The organism is Pseudomonas sp. 8Z (genome assembly GCF_902506535.1).
GTDB lineage: Bacteria > Pseudomonadota > Gammaproteobacteria > Pseudomonadales > Pseudomonadaceae > Aquipseudomonas.
Map to the genome: position 1 here is coordinate 905,586 of NZ_LR733827.1, position 18,225 is coordinate 923,810.

The 18,225-nt window shown below is 60.7% G+C and carries 16 protein-coding genes; 2 read left to right on the plus strand and 14 right to left on the minus strand.

The genetic code is table 11. From position 1 onward, the window contains the following. Positions 1 to 23 precede the first annotated feature (23 nt). The 6 genes from AERO9A_RS17020 to AERO9A_RS17045 form a co-directional block, all read right to left on the minus strand. A complete protein-coding gene (locus AERO9A_RS17020; protein ID WP_178111187.1) occupies positions 24 to 659 on the minus strand; it encodes a protein-L-isoaspartate(D-aspartate) O-methyltransferase in 636 nt (211 codons plus the stop codon). A gap of 38 nt (positions 660 to 697) precedes the next feature. Next, positions 698 to 1,447 (minus strand): 5'/3'-nucleotidase SurE, encoded by a 750-nt coding sequence (gene surE / locus AERO9A_RS17025; protein ID WP_159973106.1) that lies wholly within the window; start codon positions 1,445 to 1,447, stop codon positions 698 to 700. Next, positions 1,435 to 2,493, minus strand: coding sequence for a tRNA pseudouridine(13) synthase TruD (truD, locus tag AERO9A_RS17030; protein ID WP_159973107.1), 1,059 nt, complete (start codon positions 2,491 to 2,493; stop codon positions 1,435 to 1,437). Before truD ends, surE begins: the two co-directional genes overlap by 13 nt. Continuing rightward, positions 2,490 to 2,963, minus strand: coding sequence for a 2-C-methyl-D-erythritol 2,4-cyclodiphosphate synthase (ispF, locus tag AERO9A_RS17035; RefSeq protein WP_159973108.1), 474 nt, complete (start codon positions 2,961 to 2,963; stop codon positions 2,490 to 2,492). Before ispF ends, truD begins: the two co-directional genes overlap by 4 nt. A 98-nt stretch (positions 2,964 to 3,061) precedes the next feature. Further along, on the minus strand, positions 3,062 to 3,904 hold the full coding sequence (gene fghA, locus AERO9A_RS17040) for an S-formylglutathione hydrolase (RefSeq protein WP_159973109.1): 843 nt from the start codon (positions 3,902 to 3,904) through the stop codon (positions 3,062 to 3,064). Between the two features lie 66 nt (positions 3,905 to 3,970). Next, on the minus strand, positions 3,971 to 5,083 hold the full coding sequence (locus AERO9A_RS17045; protein ID WP_159973110.1) for an S-(hydroxymethyl)glutathione dehydrogenase/class III alcohol dehydrogenase: 1,113 nt from the start codon (positions 5,081 to 5,083) through the stop codon (positions 3,971 to 3,973). Positions 5,084 to 5,222: 139 nt separating this feature from the next. Between AERO9A_RS17045 and AERO9A_RS17050 the strand changes: the two genes are divergently transcribed. Together AERO9A_RS17050 and AERO9A_RS17055 are read left to right on the plus strand one after the other, a co-directional pair. Then, a complete protein-coding gene (locus AERO9A_RS17050; protein ID WP_159973111.1) occupies positions 5,223 to 6,110 on the plus strand; it encodes a LysR substrate-binding domain-containing protein in 888 nt (295 codons plus the stop codon). A gap of 115 nt (positions 6,111 to 6,225) precedes the next feature. Further along, on the plus strand, positions 6,226 to 6,540 hold the full coding sequence (locus tag AERO9A_RS17055; protein ID WP_159973112.1) for an HPF/RaiA family ribosome-associated protein: 315 nt from the start codon (positions 6,226 to 6,228) through the stop codon (positions 6,538 to 6,540). Between the two features lie 3 nt (positions 6,541 to 6,543). On the opposite strand, the gene ispD is transcribed toward AERO9A_RS17055, so the two are convergent. The 8 genes from ispD to dnaE all read right to left on the minus strand — a co-directional run bounded on the left by ispD (position 6,544) and on the right by dnaE (position 18,160). Further along, a complete protein-coding gene (gene ispD / locus AERO9A_RS17060) occupies positions 6,544 to 7,248 on the minus strand; it encodes a 2-C-methyl-D-erythritol 4-phosphate cytidylyltransferase (RefSeq protein WP_159973113.1) in 705 nt (234 codons plus the stop codon). Beyond that, positions 7,245 to 7,523, minus strand: a complete 279-nt coding sequence (locus tag AERO9A_RS17065; RefSeq protein ID WP_159973114.1) for a septum formation initiator family protein — start codon at positions 7,521 to 7,523, stop codon at positions 7,245 to 7,247. The genes ispD and AERO9A_RS17065 overlap by 4 nt, the downstream gene beginning before the upstream one ends. 530 nt (positions 7,524 to 8,053) lie before the next feature. Beyond that, complete coding sequence (gene eno / locus AERO9A_RS17070) at positions 8,054 to 9,343, minus strand: phosphopyruvate hydratase (protein WP_159973115.1); 1,290 nt, start codon at positions 9,341 to 9,343, stop codon at positions 8,054 to 8,056. A 141-nt stretch (positions 9,344 to 9,484) separates the two neighbouring features. Continuing rightward, entirely contained in the window at positions 9,485 to 10,330 is an 846-nt protein-coding gene (kdsA, locus tag AERO9A_RS17075; RefSeq protein WP_159973116.1) for a 3-deoxy-8-phosphooctulonate synthase, read from the minus strand. 3 nt (positions 10,331 to 10,333) lie between these two features. Next, positions 10,334 to 11,965, minus strand: a complete 1,632-nt coding sequence (locus AERO9A_RS17080; RefSeq protein WP_159973117.1) for a CTP synthase — start codon at positions 11,963 to 11,965, stop codon at positions 10,334 to 10,336. Between the two features lie 151 nt (positions 11,966 to 12,116). Beyond that, positions 12,117 to 13,430 (minus strand): tRNA lysidine(34) synthetase TilS, encoded by a 1,314-nt coding sequence (gene tilS, locus AERO9A_RS17085; RefSeq protein ID WP_159973118.1) that lies wholly within the window; start codon positions 13,428 to 13,430, stop codon positions 12,117 to 12,119. 119 nt (positions 13,431 to 13,549) lie between these two features. Continuing rightward, a complete protein-coding gene (locus tag AERO9A_RS17090; RefSeq protein ID WP_159973119.1) occupies positions 13,550 to 14,500 on the minus strand; it encodes an acetyl-CoA carboxylase carboxyltransferase subunit alpha in 951 nt (316 codons plus the stop codon). 126 nt (positions 14,501 to 14,626) lie between these two features. Continuing rightward, positions 14,627 to 18,160 (minus strand): DNA polymerase III subunit alpha, encoded by a 3,534-nt coding sequence (dnaE, locus tag AERO9A_RS17095; protein ID WP_159973120.1) that lies wholly within the window; start codon positions 18,158 to 18,160, stop codon positions 14,627 to 14,629. Between the last annotated feature and the right edge of the window lie 65 nt (positions 18,161 to 18,225).

The window sequence follows — 18,225 nt, forward strand, 5'->3', positions numbered from 1 at the left end:
TCCTTCCGGTAGACCTGTGGCCACTAGGCCAAAGGGCCATTTAATAGGGGGACGAAGCGGACAGAATCGAGCACGTGACGGGAAAAACCTTCTTCTTCGCGAACGATCAACAGCAGTTGCTGCACATCGCCAGTTCCCACCGGAATCACCAGACGCCCGCCCGGCGCTAGCTGATTGAGCAACGCCATCGGCACATCCGCAGCCGCTGCAGTGACAATGATGCCGTTGTAGGGGCCAAGCGCATTCCACCCCTCCCAACCATCGCCCCAGCGAAAGACCACGTTGCGTAGTTTGAGTTCGACCAGACGCTCCTTGGCGCGCTCCTGCAAGGACTGAATACGCTCGACCGAGAACACCCGCTCCACCAATTGTGCCAACACAGCCGTCTGGTAACCGGAGCCAGTACCAATCTCCAGCACCTTGTCCAACGGCCCAGCAGCCAGCAGCAGTTCGGTCATGCGGCCGACCATATAAGGCTGAGAAATGGTCTGGTTGTGGCCGATGGGCAACGCAGTGTCCTCATAGGCGCGATGCGCCAGCGCCTCGTCGACGAACAGATGGCGCGGCGTACGGCGAATTACTTCAAGCACGCGGGCGTTCGACAGGCCTTCCTCATAAAGGCGCTGGATCAGGCGTTCACGCGTGCGCTGTGAGGTCATGCCGATCCCATGGCGTTGCAGGTCGTCCTGTTCACGCATCAGAAGATGCCCTCCAGCCAGCCGCTCATGCCCTCGAAAGCGGCACCGAAGGTGCGGTCGAGTTGCAAAGGCGTAATCGACACATAGCCTTGCATCACCGCATGAAAGTCAGTGCCAGGGCCGCCCTCTTCGACATCGCCGGCGGCGGCGATCCAGTAGCCCACCTTGCCGCGCGGGTTGACCACTTTGACCGGCGCGGCAGCGCGTGCACGGTGGCCGAGGCGCGTCAACTGCACGCCACGGATGTGCTCCAGCGGTAGATTGGGGATATTGACGTTAAGCACGGTACGCGGCGGCAATTCAAGGCGTTCGTGAGCCTCGACCAGCTTGCGCGCGAAATAGGCAGCGGTCGGCAAATTGTCCACCTGTCGCGACAACAGCGAAAAGGCAAACGCTGGCTTGCTCAGGAAACGCCCTTCCAGCGCAGCGGCGACGGTGCCGGAGTACAGCACGTCGTCCCCCAGATTGGCGCCCAGGTTGATACCGGACACGACCATCTCCGGCATCTGCTCGAGCAGGCCGTTGAGCCCCAGGTGCACGCAATCGGTTGGCGTGCCATTAAGGCTGGTGTAACCGTTGGGCAACACCAACGGGTGCAAAGGACGATCGAGCGTCAGCGAGCTGCTGGCGCCACTCTTGTCCTCGGCTGGGGCGATCACCACGCACTCGGCGTAGTCGTCCAGCGCCTGGTGCAACGCAGCAATACCAGGGGCATTCACCCCGTCGTCGTTGGAAATCAGAATTCGCATGGAGTATCCGTCTGCCCTGCTGGCACCAGATCGAGCAGTTCGCGTACCACTACGGTAGCGAAACACCCGGCCGGCAGGACGAATGCAAGTTGCAGAATATCGGGCTCGGGATAATGCCACGACAGGCCGCCGATGGGGAGGCGCAGAATTCGCCGTTCGTGCGCCATGTCCGCCTTGACCAGCCATTGCACCAGCGAGGCGCACTCATCGGCCACCAACTGCTCAAGATCCTGCACCGTAGCGGCGCTCGGCAACGCGCCATCGCCCCAGAGTGGGCCGGTCGGGTGCACATCGAGCGCGGCCAGTCGCGGGTCGCTGCATTCGGCCTCACCGGCGAGAAAGAAACTGCGGCTGGTGGTGAATGCCAACACATCGCCGACCTGCGCCTGGTTCCAGGTGCCGACAGCAACGCGCCTGGCCAACACCTGATTGAACAGGTAGCTACGTGCGGATGAAAGCAGCCGCGAACGCAGGTTGCGCTGCACCGGAAGCTCCTGACGCGAGGCAAAATCACGCGCCTGCTCGACATTGCCGCCATCGAAACCGAAGCGCTGCAGGCCGAAATAGTTGGGCACGCCCTGCTCGGCGATACGCTGCAGACGCTGCTCCAGCGCCTCACGATCCGCCTGGAGCGCCGTCAGGCGCAGGGTGAAGCCATTGGCAGCGTGAGCACCACGCTGAAGCTTGCGGTTATGCCGCTGGCTACGCAGGATCACCAGATCATCGCCCTGAGCAGCGCCCAGATCCGGGTCAGCCTTGCCCGGCAAATGCAGGCTGAACCACTGCCGAGTCAGCGCCTGACGATCCTTGAGCCCGGCATAGCTGACCGCCTTGAGCGGCAAACCGGCAGCACGGGCGATGCGCCGAGCGGCCTCTTCGGTATTCAGGCCACGCTTTTCCACCCACAGCCAAAGGTGCTCGCCCTGCCCTGTGAGCGGGATGTCGAGCACCTCGTCGACCTGGAAGTCCTCGGCCGTGGCCTTGAGCACGGCACGCCCGCAGGCCTCACCATGGGCGCGCGGGCCCAGCAGTTGCAACTCGTTCATGCCTTGACCAGCAAGGCGACGGCGTGCACCGCAATGCCTTCCTCACGCCCGGTGAAACCGAGCTTCTCGGTGGTGGTGGCTTTGACGTTAACCTGATCCAACGCCACGCCGAGATCCTCGGCGATACGCTCGCGCATCGTGTCGATATGCGGCGCCATTTTCGGTGCCTGGGCGATGATGGTGGCGTCGACATTGCCCACCGCATAACCCTTGCCACACACCAAGCCCATCACATGACGCAGCAGCACACGACTGTCGGCGCCCTTGAAGGTCGGATCGGTGTCGGGAAAGTGCTTACCGATATCACCCAGCGCCACCGCGCCGAGCAAGGCATCGCTCAGGGCATGCAGTAGCACGTCACCATCGGAATGGGCGACGAGGCCGAATTTATGGGGAATTCGCACGCCGCCGAGGGTGATGAAATCGCCTTCGCCGAAGCGGTGTACGTCATAGCCATGACCGATACGCATAAAGAACAACGCCCTGAAAAAGTCAGGGCGTGATTCTAACCGCATTGCCGAGTAGCCCGGATGAAATCCGGGAAATTCACCCGCGGATTTCATCTGGGCTAAGACGACTGCAAAACTGCCGCGTGATGGCGCAGGTGATCATCGATAAAGCTGGCGATGAAATAATAGCTGTGGTCATAGCCAGGCTGCATGCGCAGCGTCAGCGGGTGACCGGCCGCCTTGGCAGCCGCCTGCAATGCCTGCGGCTTGAGTTGGCCTTCGAGGAAGTCGTCACGGTCGCCCTGATCCACCAGGATCGGCAGCTTTTCGCTGGCCTCGGCGATCAGCACACTGGCATCCCACTCACGCCAGCGCGAGCGCTCTTCGCCCAGGTACAGCGAAAACGCCTTCTCACCCCAGGGGCAGTTCATCGGATTGCTAATTGGCGAGAACGCCGACACCGCCTGGTAACGCCCAGGGTTCTTCAGCGCGCAGATCAGCGCGCCATGGCCACCCATGGAGTGACCGGCGATGCCGCGCTTGTCCGAAACCGGGAAATTGGCCTCGATCAACGCTGGCAGCTCCTGCACCACGTAGTCGTACATGCGGTAGTGACGGGCGAACGGTTCTTGCGTCGCATTGACGTAGAAGCCGGCACCCAGGCCGAAGTCATAGGCGCCATTGGCATCATCGGCCACGCCTTCGCCGCGCGGGCTGGTATCCGGCGCGACGATGATCAACCCCAGTTCGGCTGCCATGCGCTGGGCACCAGCCTTCTGCATGAAGTTCTCATCGGTGCAGGTCAGGCCACTGAGCCAATACAGCACCGGCAGTTTGACGCCCTGCTCGGCCTGCGGCGGCAGGTAGACGGCGAACACCATGTCGCAATTGAGGGTGGTGGAGCGATGGCGATAACGCTTGTGCCAGCCACCAAAACTCTTGTTGCTGGATACGATTTCCATAAGGCCCTCCGGACAGCGTCAAGCGGCAAGCAACGCGCTCCACTTGCAGCTTGACGCTTACGCTGGTTAGAAATGGATAACGGTGCGAATGCTCTTGCCTTCGTGCATCAGCTCGAAGGCCTCGTTGATCTCATCCAGGCCCATGTTGTGAGTGATGAAGGTATCCAGCGGAATTTCTCCAGTCTGCGACTTCTCGACATAGCTCGGCAGCTCGGTACGGCCCTTGACGCCACCGAAGGCACTGCCGCGCCAGACGCGGCCGGTGACCAACTGGAACGGACGGGTGCTGATCTCGGCACCGGCCGGCGCCACGCCGATGATGGTCGACTCGCCCCAGCCCTTGTGGCAGCACTCCAGTGCGGCACGCATCAGTTGCACGTTGCCGATGCACTCGAAGCTGTAGTCGACGCCGCCATCGGTCATCTCGACGATGACCTCCTGGATCGGTTTGCTGTGCTCTTTCGGGTTGACGAAATCGGTCACGCCCAGCTCGCGGGCAACCGCTTCCTTGGCCGGATTGATGTCGATACCGATGATGCGCGAGGCCCTGGCCATCTTGGCGCCGATGATCGCCGCCAGGCCGATGCCGCCCAGGCCGAAGATGGCCACGGTGGAGCCCTCGGTGACCTTGGCGGTGTTGAGCACCGCGCCGATGCCGGTGGTGACGCCGCAACCGAGCAGGCACACCTTGTCCAGCGGGGCCTCTTTGGGGATCACGGCAACCGAGACTTCCGGCAACACGGTGTACTCGGAGAAGGTCGAACAGCCCATGTAGTGGTAAACCGGCTCACCGTTGTAGCTGAAGCGGCTGGTGCCATCCGGCATCAGGCCCTTGCCCTGAGTGGCGCGCACCGAGCTGCACAGGTTGGTCTTGCCGGATTTGCAGAATTTGCACTCACGGCATTCGGCGGTATAGAGCGGAATCACATGATCGCCGACCTTGACTGAGGTAACGCCCTCGCCCACCGCTTCGACGATGCCACCGCCCTCATGACCCAGCACGCAGGGAAACACGCCCTCGGAATCCTGACCGGACAGGGTGTAAGCATCGGTATGGCAGACGCCGGTGGCAACGATGCGTACCAGCACTTCACCGGCCTTTGGCGGCTCGACATCGATCTCGACGATCTTCAGCGGCTCGTTGGGGGCGAAGGCGACGGCTGCACGGGACTTGATCATGGAAGCGCTCCTGAGCGTTTACGAAAAGTCCCCGCAGTCTAAAGCAAGGCCAAATGGAGATAGTTCTGCAAATATCAAAACATTATTGCCAAACAGGGATAATCTATCGCACTTGAACATGGCCACACAGGAGTCGACGATGAATCGCTGGGAAGGTATGGACGAGTTCGTCGCGGTGGCAGAGTGCGGTCAGTTCAGCGCTGCGGCCGAACGACTGGGGCTCTCCACCTCACAGGTCAGCCGCCAGGTGGCGCGCCTGGAGGAGCGTCTACAAAGTCGACTGTTCTACCGCAGCACCCGACGTGTCGCCCTGACAGAGGCGGGTCAGACCTTCCTGCAACACTGCCAGCGCCTGCAGGACGCGCGCGAAGAAGCGCTGCGCGCCGTCAGTGACCTAGGCGCCGAACCCAAGGGGTTACTACGCATGACCTGCGCCGTCGCCTACGGCGAGCGCTTCATCGTGCCGCTGGTCAACCAGTTCATGGCGCAACACCCTCAGTTGCGTGTAGAAATCGAACTGTCCAATCGCCAACTCGACCTGCTGCACGAAGGGCTCGACCTGGCGATTCGCCTCGGCCGCCTGCAGGACTCACGGCTGGTCGCCGCGCGCCTGGCGCCACGGGTGATGTATCTGTGCGCGGCGCCGGACTATCTGCTGCACTACGGTCGCCCGCACTCGCTGTCCGAACTGTCGCGGCACAACTGCCTGATCGGCAGCAGCGAGCACTGGAACTTTGCCGAAAGCGGGCGAGAAACCCAGATCAGAGTGCAAGGCAACTGGCGCTGCAACAGTGGTCAAGCCGTGCTGGATGCGGCGCTGCGCGGTTTCGGCTTGTGCCAGCTCCCCGACTATTACGTGTTGCCGCACCTGCGCAGCGGTGCCCTTATTTCATTGCTCGAGCAACACCAGCCACCCAACACGGCAGTCTGGGCGATCTATCCGCAACAGCGTCACCTGTCGCCCAAGGTGCGGCAGCTCGTCGACCACCTCAAGCATGGCCTCGTCGAGTTTCCCGAATACGCCTGAGAGCGACGGGCAACAGATTGTCACAGCCAGGCGGGAACCCCAGGCTTCAGTTGCGGCCAGAATGAGTGATACCGTCGAAACGGTATCGTCTTCACCGAAACCGGAGGTAAGCGCTATGCAAGTCATGGTCAACAGCGACAACCACATTCACGGTTCTGCGGCATTGGCGGACAAGGTGCGGGGTCGCGTGCTACTCAAGCTCAAACGTTTCGAGGATCACCTGACTCGAATCGAGCTGCACTTCAACGACGAGAACAGTCACAAAGGCGGCGGCCTGGACAAGCGCTGCCAAGCAGAAGCACGGCTAAAAGGGCGTGATCCGGTTTCGGTGAGTCATAACGGTGACAACCTCGAACAGGCACTGGAAGGCGCCATGGACAAACTCGGCACAGTGCTTGAACGCAACCTCAGCCGCCATCGCCAGAACTGATCGTCACTGCGCGCTGCGCCCGGCCCACGCCAGGCGCAGCCACTGCAAATCTTCCGGGCGTGTGACCTTGAGGTTATCCGCACGCCCCTCGACCAAACGCGGCGCCAGCCCAGCCCACTCGATAGCCGAAGCCTCATCGGTGATTGCTGCTCCGACTGCCAACGCGTCGCCAAGGGCTTGCCGTAGTGCCCCCAAACGAAACATCTGCGGCGTGTAGGCCTGCCAAATCACGGCACGATCAACCGTCTGCACCACACGACCAGCCGCATCAGCCTGCTTGAGGGTATCGCGCGCTGGCACAGCCAGCAGGCCACCAACAGGATCTGTCGCCAGAACATCAAGCAAACAATCAAGGTCGCTGCGAGCCAGGTTCGGCCGCGCGGCATCGTGCACCAGAACCCAATCTGCTTCATCCGCACCGGCCTGTTGCAGCGCCTGCAACCCAGCTAGCACCGAATCAGCACGCTCACGCCCACCATTGGCACGATGAATAAGCGGATTGGCCGCCGACGCCAGAGCCGGCCAGAAAGGGTCATCCTCAGCCAGGCAGACCACAACACCGAGCAGGTCGGGATGATCGAGAAAGCAATCGAGGGAATGTTCGAGAATGCAGCGCCCGGCGACTTCCAGGTACTGCTTGGGCCGGTCGGCGGCCATACGCGCACCAATACCGGCGGCAGGAATCACCAGCCAGAAGGGAGCACTCATTTCGTCAGCAGATAGAGGGTTTCGCCCTCTTTGACCATGCCCAGCTCCTGCCGCGCACGCTCTTCGACGGTCTCCATGCCACGCTTGAGCTCCATCACCTCGGCCTCAAGGATACGGTTGCGCTCCAGCAGACGCTCGTTCTCGCCCTTCTGCTCGGCAATCTGCTGCTGCAGACGACTGACGTGCGCCAGACTGCCCTCGCCCCCCCACAGACGATACTGCAGGCCAGCCAGCATTAGGATCAGCACGATAAACAGCCAGTAGGGGCTACGCATGGAGCGGCTCGCGGTTTGAGTCATCGGCATGGTAGGGGCTGCGGTCATGCTTGAAAAGGAGCCGGCTGATGGGTGACATGGGTTTTAAGGTTCTGCATCCGTGCAAGGGTTCCCGGAAATCGACGAAACGACGATGAAAAAGGCCATATCAACAATGGCACAGCCCTTGTAGGAGCGGCTTCAGCCGCGACAGATCGCGGATAAATCCGCTCCTACATGCAGCACCAGCGCTGGAGCCGCCACGAAAAAGGGCGACTTGCGTCGCCCATTTTCAGACTAGAACGATCTCGCGAGCTAGAGACCTACAAGGCGCAACGACCAACGGGAGTAACAGCCGAAGGCTGGCCCGAAGGGTGAGCGCCAGCGAATCAAACAGGCGAGGAACGGTCGGAGTCGCGCTCGACTTTACTGAAGTAAATGAGCATTACTCGTTTCACTCGCCCTTCGGGCCGTCCTCTGGACGTTCAGTGACAAGTCACTGTCCGAGCCTGTTTTTAACGCAGTAGGGCCGACGCGCAGCAGATCGTGACTTAGCCGCGGAACTCGGCACGCCCCTTATACGGAGCCTTGCCAGCCAGCTGCTCTTCGATACGCAGCAGTTGGTTGTACTTGGACACGCGATCGGAGCGGCACAGCGAGCCGGTCTTGATCTGACCTGCGGCAGTACCTACGGCCAGGTCGGCGATGGTGCTGTCTTCGGTTTCGCCGCTGCGGTGCGAAATCACGGCGGTGAAGCCAGCAGCCTTGGCCATCTGGATGGCTTCCAGGGTCTCGGTCAGCGAACCAATCTGGTTGAACTTGATCAGGATCGAGTTACCGATTTTCTCGTCGATGCCGCGCTTGAGGATCTTGGTGTTGGTGACGAACAGGTCATCACCGACCAGTTGCACCTTGGCGCCGATCTTGTCGGTCAGGACTTTCCAACCCGCCCAGTCGGACTCGTCCATGCCGTCTTCGATGGAGATGATCGGGTAACGCTGAGTCAGGCCAGCCAGGTAGTCGGCGAAACCTTCGGCGCTGAACACCTTGCCTTCGCCAGCCAGATCGTACTGACCGTCCTTGAAGAACTCGCTGGAGGCGCAGTCCAGGGCCAGGGTCACGTCGTCACCCAGTTTGTAGCCAGCGTTGGCAACAGCTTCGGCGATGGCAGCCAGAGCGTCTTCGTTAGACGCCAGGTTGGGCGCGAAACCACCCTCGTCACCGACGGCAGTGTTCAGGCCACGGGCTTTCAACACAGCCTTGAGGTGATGGAAGATTTCCGCGCCCATGCGCAGCGCGTCAGCGAAATTCTTGGCGCCAACCGGCTGCACCATGAACTCCTGAATATCGACGTTGTTATCGGCATGCTCGCCGCCGTTGATAATGTTCATCATCGGCACCGGCATGGAGTAAACACCGGGAGTACCGTTCAGATCGGCAATGTGCGCGTACAGCGGCACACCCTTGGCCTGGGCAGCGGCCTTGGCGGCAGCCAAGGACACAGCGAGAATGGCGTTGGCGCCCAGCGTGGCCTTGTTCTCGGTACCGTCGAGTTCGATCATCGCGCGGTCCAGCGCCTGCTGATCGGCAGCGTCTTTATCCAGCAGCAGATCACGGATCGGGCCGTTGATGTTGGCCACGGCCTTGAGCACACCTTTGCCCAGGTAACGGCTCTTGTCGCCATCACGCAGCTCCAGCGCTTCGCGCGAGCCAGTGGAGGCACCAGACGGCGCGCAGGCGCTACCGACGATACCGCCTTCGAGGATCACATCGGCTTCGACGGTGGGATTACCACGGGAGTCGAGAACTTCACGACCCTTGATGTCGACGATCTTTGCCATTGTTGTTAGCACTCCAAAGGTTGACGATAAAACGGCAGCGACGGCTGCACGATGCAGCCGCGCGCAAGGGCAACGCGGCAACATCTGACTCTAAAGTCCGAGAATTGTTTCGGGGCGGCACTGTACCGGATTGCGACGACTTCAGGCAGTCTCGATCGGCGCAAAACCCTTCACCAGATCATCCAGTTGCTTGAGCTGGGAAAGGAAAGGCTCCAGCTTGTTCAAACGCAATGCACAGGGGCCATCGCACTTGGCGTTTTCCGGTTCCGGGTGCGCTTCAAGGAACAGCCCCGCCAAGCCTTGGCTCATGCCAGCCTTGGCCAGGTCGGTCACCTGCGCGCGGCGACCACCGGCGGAGTCGGCACGACCACCCGGCATTTGCAGGGCATGGGTCACGTCGAAAAACACCGGGTATTCGAACTGCTTCATGATGCCGAAGCCGAGCATGTCCACCACCAGGTTGTTGTAACCGAAGGAGGAACCGCGCTCGCAAAGGATCAGTTGATCGTTACCCGCTTCCTCACACTTGCGCAGGATATGCTTCATTTCCTGCGGCGCGAGGAACTGTGCCTTTTTGATGTTGATGACAGCACCGGTTTTGGCCATCGCCACCACCAGATCAGTCTGCCGCGAAAGAAAGGCCGGCAACTGAATGATGTCGCACACCTCGGCCACCGCAGCGGCTTGATGAGGTTCGTGAACGTCGGTAATGACCGGCACGCCGAAGGTCTTCTTCACTTCCTCAAAGATCTTCATGCCCTCTTCCAGGCCAGGGCCACGGAAGGAGGTGACGGAGGAGCGGTTAGCCTTGTCGAAGCTGGCCTTGAACACGTAGGGAATGCCGAGCTTCTCGGTCACCCGCACGTACTCTTCGCAGGCCTGCATGGCCAGGTCGCGCGATTCCAGAACATTGATGCCACCGAACAGCACGAACGGCTTGTCGTTGGCGATCTCGATGTTACCGACCTTGATGATCTTCTGAGCCATTCCTTATGCCTTCTTCGCTTTCTGAGCCAGAGCAGCGTTGACGAAACCACTGAACAACGGGTGGCCGTCACGCGGCGTAGAGGTGAATTCCGGGTGGAACTGACAGGCAACGAACCACGGATGATCCGGCGCCTCGACCACTTCCACCAGCGCGCCATCACCGGAACGCCCGGAGACTTTCAGACCGGCATCGGTCAGTTGCGGCAACAGGTTGTTGTTCACTTCGTAACGATGACGGTGACGCTCGACAATCACATCCTTGCCGTAGCAGTCGTATACCAGCGAACCGGCCTGCAACTGGCAGTCCTGCGCGCCAAGACGCATGGTGCCGCCCAAGTCAGAGCTCTCGCTACGCTGCTCGGTAGCGCCAGTCGCGTCTTGCCATTCGGTGATCAAACCGACCACCGGGTGCTGGCTGGCCATATCGAACTCGGTGGAGTTGGCGTCGCTCCAGCCCACCACATTACGGGCGTACTCGATGACAGCAACCTGCATACCGAGGCAGATACCCAAATACGGGATCTTGTTCTCGCGAGCGTACTGCACGGTCTTGATCTTGCCTTCCACACCACGCAAACCGAAACCGCCCGGTACCAGAATGGCATCGACGCCTTCGAGCAGGCTGGTGCCCTGATTCTCGATGTCCTCGGAATCGATGTAGCGAATGTTGACCTTGGTGCGATTCTGGATGCCCGCGTGGCTCATCGCTTCGATCAGCGATTTGTAGGCGTCGAGCAGTTCCATGTACTTGCCGACCATGGCGATGGTGACATCTTTCTCCGGGTTGAGCTTGGCATCGACCACGCGATCCCATTCGGAGAGGTCGGCCGCCTGGCACTGCAGGCCAAAACGCTCGACGACGAATTCATCCAACCCCTGGGCATGCAGTACGCCAGGAATCTTGTAGATGGTGTCGACGTCTTCCAGGCTGATCACCGCACGCTCTTCGACGTTGGTGAACAGGGCGATCTTACGACGCGAAGACACATCGATCGGGTGGTCGGAGCGGCACACCAGCACATCGGGCTGCAGGCCGATGGAGCGCAGTTCCTTGACCGAGTGCTGAGTCGGCTTGGTCTTGGTCTCGCCGGCAGTAGCGATGTACGGCACCAGCGTCAGGTGCATCAGCATGGCACGCTTGGCGCCCACTTCGACGCGCAACTGACGGATCGCTTCGAGGAACGGTTGCGACTCGATGTCGCCTACGGTGCCGCCGATTTCCACCAGCGCCACGTCGGCATCGCCGGCGCCCTTGATGATGCGGCGCTTGATCTCGTCGGTGATATGCGGAATGACCTGAATGGTCGCGCCCAGATAATCACCACGGCGCTCCTTGCGCAGTACATCTTCGTACACGCGGCCAGTAGTGAAGTTATTGTTCTGGGTCATGGTGGTGCGGATGAACCGCTCGTAATGGCCCAGGTCGAGGTCGGTCTCGGCGCCGTCCTGCGTGACGAACACCTCACCGTGCTGGAACGGGCTCATGGTGCCCGGATCGACGTTGATGTAGGGGTCCAGCTTGAGCATGGTGACCTTCAGTCCCCGCGCCTCCAGGATGGCCGCCAGTGAAGCCGAGGCGATGCCTTTCCCCAATGAAGAAACAACACCACCCGTGACGAAGATGTAGCGCGTCATGAAAAACCCTAGAAGTCTGCGTTTAAGCGGCCTGCGCCGCCGGGGAAAGCGAAGAAGGAGCACCACTGCCAGCGCAATGGCTAACTCGCCAGCTCTCAGAGAGAGTCGGCAAAGCTGTATTAAGACGGGAGCGTAGTCTACTCGAAAGGCCTTACCAGCTCAAACCTTGCGCGCCGATTGGTGGCGACCACTGCAAACTTACACCGCACTCGGCCAATTGCGCTGCCTGCGCCAGATTCGCAACGGCAACCAGTTCGTCGCCATCGAACAACAGCGGCAGGCGTGGTCGCACGAAGGTCGGCACCCGCCACTCGTTGAGCAGACGTTTAAGGTCGCGACGACCTCGCCCGGCCATATACAGCGACTCCCCGCCCTGCCGATAAGCCAGCCGCCACTGGCCGGCAGGTAACTGCCCTGTCAGCGCCAGGCAACCATTGCCCGGCAATTCGAGCGTCTCGACCAACGTGCCGATAGGCGGTACTGGTGACTGCAACCACTCACCACTGAGCCACCACAACCGCCCATCGGCACGATGCAATTCCCCTGCGGCCAAACGCCAGACAGGCATCGCCTCAGCATGGGCGTCGCGCAAATCGTACCAACCCGCCCAATGGTCGCTATCAGGCATAGGCGTCAAAGGTGCCAACCAGTGGCGCAGCAGATTGCGCTGCCGCGCATCGCTCAATGCTGAAATCTCAAGTAGCGACAGAGACGGCAGGGGCAACCAGGCAAAATCAACGCAACCACGGACAGTCGCCAGATCCACCTCGGCCAACTCGTCCAACAACTGCTGCGCCTCGCTCAAGTGCGCCGCACTGCGTGCCAGGTTGGCAGAAGCCTGCGGCCAATGTTGCGCAAGCAGCGGCAGGATTTGGCGTCGCAGGAAATTACGCCTGAAGCGCTCATCCTGATTGCTCGGATCTTCAATCCAGCTCAGCTCATGCTGCTGCGCGTATGCCTGTAACTCCGCGCGCGAACAACCCAGCAACGGCCTCAACAAACGGCCCTTGCCCAGTGTACGATTCACCGGCATGCCGGCGAGCCCACGCACACCTGCACCGCGCAACAAACGAAACAACACGGTTTCCGCCTGATCATCACGATGCTGGGCGCTCAGAAGAACATCACCGACCTGCAGCCATTCGGCTAATGCCGCATAGCGCGCCTGTCTTGCCGCCTGCTCAAGGCTCGCACCCGAACCGACCTGCACCCGTACCACGTCCAGTTCAATATCCAGACCCTGACACACCGCAGCGCAGTGCGCAGGCCAGGATTCGGCCACCGTTTGCAATCCATGATGAATATGCAAGGCATGCAACGGCGGTAAAGCCTCGTGGCGCGCCCATTGAGCAAGCAGGTGCAACAGCACGGTGGAATCCAGGCCACCGGAGAAGGCAACACGCCAGACAGGCGCCGTACGCCAGGGTTGCAGCGCGGCGCGTAAACGAATGTCGAGTGAAGTCATAAGCCAAGCCTAAACCGTTGCATACGCGAGAGCATCTTCAAGCCACCCTCCCAACCTGGATATAGCGCAGAAACGACAACGGGCCCGAAGGCCCGTTGCAAAACGACGCGACAAAGCAATCAGGCGATGCCATAGCTCATCAGGCGATCATAGCGACGCTTGAGCAGTGCATCGGTGTCGTGCTTCTGCAGGCTGGCCAGTTGCTTGGTCAACGCCTGACGGATCGACTCGGAAGCAGCAGCCGGGTCGCGATGAGCGCCACCTAGCGGCTCGGCGATAACTTGATCGACAATACCCAGGTCTTTCAGACGCTCAGCGGTGATGCCCATGGCTTCAGCCGCATCCGGCGCCTTCTCGGCGGTGCGCCAGAGAATCGAAGCGCAACCTTCCGGGGAAATAACCGAGTAGGTGGAGTACTGCAGCATATTCAGTTGGTCGCAGACGCCGATGGCCAACGCACCGCCGGAACCACCTTCACCGATAACAGTGGCGATGATCGGCGTTTTCAGACGAGCCATCACGCGCAGGTTCCAGGCGATGGCCTCGCTCTGGCCACGCTCCTCGGCATCGATACCCGGATAAGCACCGGGCGTATCGATGAAGGTGAGAATCGGCATCTTGAAGCGCTCAGCCATTTCCATCAGGCGGCAAGCCTTGCGATAGCCCTCAGGGCGCGGCATACCGAAGTTGCGGCGCACCTTCTCACGGACTTCGCGGCCCTTCTGGTGACCAATGACCATAACCGGTTGGTCACCCAGACGTGCCACACCGCCGACAATAGCGGCGTCATCGGAGAAGTGACGATCACCGTGCAACTCATCGAACTCGGTGAAGATGTGCTGGATGTAATCCAGGGTGTAGGGGCGGCGCGGGTGACGCGCAAGTTGGGCGATCTGCCAGCTAGTCAAATTGCCGAAGATGCTTTCGGTCAGTGCGCTGCTCTTGTCTTGCAGACGAGCGATCTCGTCACCAATGTTCAGCGCGTTGTCATTACCAACCAGGCGTAGCTCTTCGATCTTGGCTTGCAGGTCGGCGATCGGCTGTTCGAAATCGAGGAAATTCGGGTTCATAGTCATCCGTCTTGCGTCGACGGCCAAGTGGCCGGGGAGCTGTATCCATATGGCGCCTTACCTTACGGGATGCGGCGCTGCGGGTCGAATCTGCCGTGCGAAGAGAGAGCAAGCCCTCTTCTCGCATCAGCGGTAGTGCAAAAAGACGTTGTCACGCCCGAACTGGTCACGTAATGCCTGTATCAAAGTGTCAGCCGGATCAATTCGCCAAGCGTCGCCGAACTGAAGCAAAGCACGTGCCTCTTCGCCACTGTAGTCCAGCGTCACCGGGCAAGCGCCCTTGTGCTTGCTGCACAGCTCGGCCAGCCAACGCAGGCGATCGCCCTTGAGTGCCTCGCTGGCGACCTTGACCCGCAGGCTGTCGGCCAAACCGGTGCGCGCCTCCTCCAGGCTCATCACGCGCTTGGCACGCAGACGCAGACCGCCGGAAAAGTCGTCATTGCTGACCTCACCCTCGACCACCACCAATGCATCGTTTTGCAGTAGCGCTTGATTGCTGGCAAAGGCATCGGCGAACAACGACGCCTCGATACGCCCGGAACGGTCATCGAGGGTAATGAAGCCCATCTTGTCGCCTTTCTTGTTCTTCATCACTCGTAGGTTGACGATCATCCCGGCAATGGTCTGGGTATCACGCGCCGGCTTGAGTTCGACGATGCGCTGACGGGCAAAACGGCGAATCTCGCCTTCGTACTCATCGATGGGGTGACCGGACAGGTAGATGCCCAGGGTGTCCTTCTCGCCTTTCAGACGCTCCTTGATCGGCAGCTCGCGGGCCTTGCGGTGGTTGGCGTAGACATCCGCCTCGGGCTCGGCGAACAGGCCGCCGAACAGATCCATATGGCCGCTCTCGGCGCTGCGCGCGGTCTGCTCGGCGGACTGCACCGCCTCTTCCATCGACGCCAGCAGCACCGCACGGTTCTTGTCCACGCTGGCCTGGTAGGCCTTGAGTTCATCCTGATAGTAGGGGCCGAGACGATCCAGTGCGCCGCTGCGAATCAGCGCCTCGAGGGTGCGCTTGTTGATGCGCTTGAGGTCGACGCGGTTGCAGAAGTCGAACAGATCCTTGAACGGCCCACCTTCGGCGCGGCATTCGACGATGGCCTCGACCGGCCCCTCGCCCACGCCCTTGACCGCGCCGAGGCCGTAGACGATACGACCGTCATCGTTGACGGTGAACTTGTACTCGGAGACGTTCACATCCGGCGGATCAATGCGCAACTTCATGTTGCGGCACTCTTCCACAAGGATCACCACCTTGTCGGTGTTGTGCATATCCGCCGACAGCACCGCAGCCATGAACGGTGCCGGATAGTGCGCCTTGAGCCAGGCGGTCTGATAGGAAACCAAGCCGTAGGCAGCCGAGTGGGATTTGTTGAAGCCGTAACCGGCGAACTTTTCCACCAGGTCGAAAATGTTACCTGCCAGGTCGGCATCGATGTTGTTGTTGGCACAACCTTCGATGAAGCCGCCACGCTGCTTGGCCATTTCCTCGGGTTTCTTCTTACCCATCGCGCGGCGCAGCATATCCGCCTGGCCAAGGGTGTAACCGCCCATGACCTGGGCAATCTGCATCACCTGTTCCTGATACAGAATGATCCCGTAGGTGGGCTTGAGCACAGGCTCCAGCCCTGCGTACTGGTAGTCCGGGTGCGGGTACGACAGCTCGGCGCGGCCGTGCTTACGGTTGATAAAGTCGTCCACCATGCCGGACTGCAGCGGGCCGGGGCGGAACAGCGCCACCAATGCAATCATGTCTTCCAGGCAGTCGGGCTTGAGCTTCTTGATCAGCTCCTTCATGCCCCGCGATTCAAGCTGGAAGACCGCCGTAGTTTCGGCCTTCTGCAGCATGTCATAGGTTTTCTTGTCATCCAGTGGGATGAAATCGATATTGACCAGTTCTTCATCGCTGGCACCGGCGCGCTTCTGCTCGCGGTGGATGGTTTCCATCGCCCACTTAATGATGGTCAGGGTGCGCAGACCGAGGAAGTCGAACTTGACCAGCCCGGCCTGCTCGACGTCGTCCTTGTCGAACTGGGTCACCAGGCCCGCACCCTCTTCATCACAGGCAATCGGCGAGAAGTCGGTGAGCTTGGTCGGGGCGATCACCACGCCACCGGCATGCTTGCCGGTGCCGCGCACTACACCTTCGAGCTTGAGCGACATGTCCCAGATTTCCTGAGCTTCTTCGTCGTTCTTGAGGAACTCGCGCAGCGGCTCCTCCATCTCAAAGGCCTTCTCCAAAGTCATGCCGACCTCGAAGGGAATCATCTTCGATAGGCGATCGGCCAGACCGTAGGACTTGCCCTGGGCCCGCGCCACGTCGCGCACCACCGCCTTGGCCGCCATAGAGCCGAAGGTGATGATCTGGCTCACCGCGTTGCGGCCATATTTTTCAGCCACGTAATCGATTACCCGGTCACGGCCATCCATGCAGAAGTCGACGTCGAAGTCGGGCATGGAAATCCGCTCGGGGTTGAGGAAGCGTTCGAACAGCAGGTCATAGGCCAGCGGATCGAGGTCGGTGATCTTCAGCACGTAGGCCACCAGCGAACCGGCACCCGAACCACGCCCTGGGCCAACCGGCACGCCGTTGTTCTTGGCCCACTGGATGAAGTCCATCACGATCAGGAAGTATCCGGGGAAGCCCATCTGGATGATGATATCCAGCTCGAAGTTAAGGCGATCGATATAAACCTGGCGCTTCTCTTCGTAATCGGGCGTGGTCTCCTTCGGCCACAGCACTGCCAGGCGCTCCTCAAGCCCCTCGAAGGAGGCATGGCGCAAATAGTCATCGATGCCCATGCCACCCGGCGTGGGAAAATCCGGCAGGAAGTATTTGCCGAGCTGCACCTCGATATTGCAGCGCTTGGCGATCTCGACCGTGTTTTCCAGGGCCTCGGGCAGATCGCAGAACAGCTCCCACATTTCTGCGGCGCTCTTGAGGTACTGCTGATCGGAGTAGTGGCGCGGGCGGCGCGGGTCGTCCAGCGTGCGCCCTTCACCAATACATACGCGAGTCTCGTGGGCTTCGAAATCATCCTGCTTGATGAAGCGCACGTCGTTGGTCGCAACCAAGGGCGCTTCGACGCGACCAGCCAGGGCTACAGCCGCGTGCAGATACTCCTCGTCACCCACGCGGCTGGTGCGCTGCACTTCCAGGTAGAAGCGATCGGGGAACACATCCATCCACTCGCGCAGGCGTGTTTCGGCAAGGGCTGAGTCACCGTCCAGCAAAGCCATGCCGACCTCACCTTCGCGCGCGCCGGACAACGCAATCAGTCCCTCGGCAGCAGCCTTGACCCAATCACGCTGAATAATCACCAAATCGTTGCTCTGCCCTTCGGACCAGCCACGCGAGATCAGTTCGGTGAGATTGCGGTAACCCTTGGCATTCATCGCCAGCAGAGTCAGACGCGTCAGCGGGCCGTCCTCCTCGGCACTGGCCATCCAGATATCAGCGCCACAGATCGGCTTGACTCCCGCCCCCATGGCCGCTTTATAGAACTTCACCAGCGAGCACATGTTGCTCATATCGGTGACCGCCACTGCCGGCATGCCGGCCCCGGCGACGGCCTTGATCAGCGGTTTGACCCGCACCAGGCCATCGACCAGAGAGTATTCGGTGTGCAGACGCAGGTGGACGAACGCTTGGGTCATGAGGCGGCCTTGCAGATGAAAACGACAAAGCGCGGATTGTAGCCTAAGCGGGTCTGGCTTAGGGC